Origin of the sequence: Saccharopolyspora sp. NPDC002686, assembly GCF_040295745.1 — a bacterium.
In the GTDB taxonomy this organism is placed as follows: domain Bacteria; phylum Actinomycetota; class Actinomycetes; order Mycobacteriales; family Pseudonocardiaceae; genus Saccharopolyspora; species Saccharopolyspora oryzae.
Genome location: NZ_JBEOVY010000560.1, coordinates 1 through 3,015, shown reverse-complemented (window position 1 = coordinate 3,015; position 3,015 = coordinate 1). Strand labels below are relative to the sequence as shown.

At 71.1% G+C, this 3,015-nt stretch carries 3 protein-coding genes and 1 pseudogene; 3 read left to right on the top strand and 1 reads right to left on the bottom strand.

Going from position 1 to position 3,015, the window contains the following annotated elements:
- Positions 1–139: 139 nt before the first annotated feature.
- The 3 genes from ABTZ89_RS37560 to ABTZ89_RS37550 all read left to right on the top strand — a co-directional run bounded on the left by ABTZ89_RS37560 (position 140) and on the right by ABTZ89_RS37550 (position 2,476).
- Positions 140–1,120 carry a cyclase family protein gene (locus tag ABTZ89_RS37560; protein WP_351054007.1) on the top strand — a complete coding sequence of 327 codons (981 nt, stop codon included), beginning with the start codon at positions 140–142 and terminating at the stop codon, positions 1,118–1,120.
- A 79-nt stretch (positions 1,121–1,199) separates the two neighbouring features.
- Positions 1,200–1,961: an IclR family transcriptional regulator gene (locus tag ABTZ89_RS37555; RefSeq protein WP_351054004.1), complete on the top strand. Its 762-nt coding sequence runs from the start codon at positions 1,200–1,202 to the stop codon at positions 1,959–1,961.
- A gap of 185 nt (positions 1,962–2,146) precedes the next feature.
- Positions 2,147–2,476, top strand: coding sequence for a hypothetical protein (locus ABTZ89_RS37550; RefSeq protein ID WP_270952678.1), 330 nt, complete (start codon positions 2,147–2,149; stop codon positions 2,474–2,476).
- 178 nt (positions 2,477–2,654) lie between these two features.
- Here the strand turns inward: ABTZ89_RS37550 and ABTZ89_RS37545 are convergent.
- Positions 2,655–2,936, bottom strand: a pseudogene (locus ABTZ89_RS37545) (SAM-dependent methyltransferase); the annotation flags it as partial.
- Positions 2,937–3,015: the final 79 nt, after the last annotated feature.

The following is a 3,015-nucleotide window of genomic DNA, read 5'->3' as shown; positions in this document are numbered from 1 at the left end:
GCCACGGCCGCCCGCCACTGGGCCAGCGCGCTCGGCCCGTACGCGTTCGGCGGCGCCTCCGTCGCCGGTCTGCTCTCGTTCGCCCTGTCCTACCGCCGCGGCGGTGGGGACGCGGCCGACGGCGAACGCGAGGAAGCGGATGACTGAGGTCAGTCCGGGTGTGCCCGCGTACGCGCAGTTGCGCGGGCACACCCCGCCCGGCTCCAGCTGGGGCGTGTTCCCCGAAGATCCGGAACGGGGCATGGCCAATTTCGCCGGCGCTCGCCAAGTGCTCGAGGCGGCCGCCTCGGTGGAGCGTGGCGCGGTGTTCTCCCTCGACCACGCCCTCGATGCGTTCGACCCGCCGATGGCCCGCGCCCGCAAAGCCCCGCAGCACGAGCTGCTGTCCAGCCATGCGGAAGCGCGCGACGACGTGCTCCGCGAGTTCTACCTGCAGGCCACTTCGCAGGTCGATGGGCTGCGCCACCGGCGGGCCTCCGGCCACGGGTTCTACAACGGCGTCGGCGACGACGAGATCCGGCCGGGCACCGAGGCGTTGGGCGTGCAGCGCTGGGCGGAGAAACCGATCGTCGGCCGCGGTGTTCTCATCGACGTCGAGGGTCTGCTCCGCGCCGAGGGGCACCCCGTCGACCACCGAACCGGTCCGGCGTTGGACGTCGACGTGCTGGACCGGGCCCTTCGCGCCCAAGGCGAGCAGGTGCGCCCCGGGGACCTGGTTCTCGTGCACACCGGTTGGGCGCGCTGGTTCCTCGACGCCGAGCCGGACGTGCGCGCCGAAGTCCGCGACGCCCGCCGGGCCACGGGCTTCCGGCAGAGCCTCGAGCTGCCCGCCTGGCTGTGGGACCACCGGATCGCCTTGTTCGCCACCGACACCTTCGCGGTGGAGGTCCTCCCCGTGGTCCCCGGCAGTCCTTACGCCGACAGCGCGCCCGAGGACGCGGGGATGATGCACCAGGAGCTGATCGCCAAGCTCGGCGTTCCGCTCGGCGAGCTGTGGAACCTCACCGACCTGGTCGCCGACAGCCGCCGGACGGGGCGGTGGGACGCATTGGTGGTGGTCAAGCCCCTCCACCTCGTCGGTGGAGTCGGCTCACCGCCCAATGCGACCGCCTTGCGCTGACCCGCGTTCGTGGGCATGTTCACCACTGTGTGGAAAGATGGAAGGGAGGTACCGATCTGAGGGGAGTGCCCGCCCGCCCATGGAAACGGCCAAGTCACCGGCGACCAGCATGCGATCGCTCGAGCGCGCCATCGACGTCCTCGAAGTGCTCGACACGAGCCGCCACGCCTTGCGGCTCAGCGACATCGCTCGCCGCGCAGACCTGCCCGTGGCAACCACGCAGCGCATCCTCAACGTGCTCGAAGCCCGCGGGCGGGTGGAACGCGACGCCACCGGCTATCGCCCGGGACTCGGTCTGATCTTCGGGGCGCACGCCTACCTCGCCACCAGCCCGCTGCTCACCGCGGCCCGGCCGGTCCTGCAGGACCTCGCCGCGGAAACCGGGCTGACCGCCTCGCTGTTCAAGCGCATCGGCTGGTCCCGCGTGGTGCTCGCCCGCGTCGACGGAGCACGGCCGCTGCGCTACGAACTCCCCATCGGAGAGCGCCTGCCGCTGCACCTCGGCGCGGGCAAAGCGCTCGTGGCCCACATGGGCGCGGAGGAGCTCGACCAGTTCCTCGCGCAGCTCGGCGACCACACCCGCGCCGACGGGACCACGATCGAGCGGGACGAATTCCTCAACGATCTCAAGCAGATCCGCGACTGCGGCTACTCGCACGCCCGCAACGAACGCGAACCCGGGATGGCCTCCGTCGCGGCACCGGTCACCGAAGGGGAGGGCAGCACGACCTCCGCGGTGCAGGTCTCCGGCTCGCAGGACGACATCCCGCCGGACCGCATCGCGAGCCTCGGCATCGAGGTCCAGCGCGCGGCCTACGCCATCACCCGCCGAGCTTTCTGACTCGACACCTTCGTCGCCGCCGCAACCAGAACGGGGCCGCTCACGACCGCCTTCCGAGTGAGCGCAGGCGGTCGGTAAGGGTCGAAGGGCCCTACGTGCCATCGCGAGCGGACGGGCACGCTCGAGTCGTACGCGATCGGGCCCGCCCGCGACGTGCGTGCGGGCCTCGCGGGACGGGGGGCGTCATGACCACCACACCTGTAGACCACCCGCTCGAGACGCTGTACCAGGCCCGCGAGGTGATCCAGGCCGCGATCAGCGCAGCCCAGCAGCAGACTCCGGAGCAGATCAGCGACGACCTGGCCTGCTACGCGGCGGTGGACATGTCGATCGTCCAGGAGTTCCGGGCGCTCGCTGCCGTTCTGGCCGACAAGACCCGGACGTCGGGCAGTCCCACCGTGCGCCTGTCCCACGCCAGGTTGTGCGAGATCGTCGCGATGTTCGACCAGATCATCAACTACGTCGAGCGCCACCGCGCGGACATCGAGGCTCTCCGCTCACGATCGCTCAGATGACGCACCCGGCGGCACGCGGTCTCCAGGGGCGGTGAGGACCTCGTCGAGCAGCTCGCGCGGAGCAGCGCTTCTACCTGGTGGGCCGACCTGGAAAGCGGCCCGTCGCTCCGGAGACCGGACGCGATACCCTGGGCGACCTGCGGGGTCGTGCTTGGCAGGTCAGCGCGGATCCGCCGGGTCAGGGCACTCGGGCGACTGCGCCGTAGCCGAGTGGTTTGGCCGGGTCGTCCAGTTCGACCTGGTCCTGGGGGTGCCACTCCGGCAGGGTGACCAAACCCGGGTCGACCAGGTCGAGGCCGTCGAACCAGCGCAGGATCTCGGCGTGGTCGCGCGGGTACACGGGTTCGCCGGCGGACTCGTAGGCGCCGCGCAGCAGTTCCATCTCGGCGCGCAGCTCCGGTGAGGCGTGTTCGTCGGTCAGGGTGGACACGGCGACCAGCGAGCCGGGTGCGAGGCGCTCAGCGAACGTGAGTACGGTTCAGCGAACGCGAGCGGGATTCTGGCGGGATGCGCTGGTGCGCGACGTCCTTTCGATGACG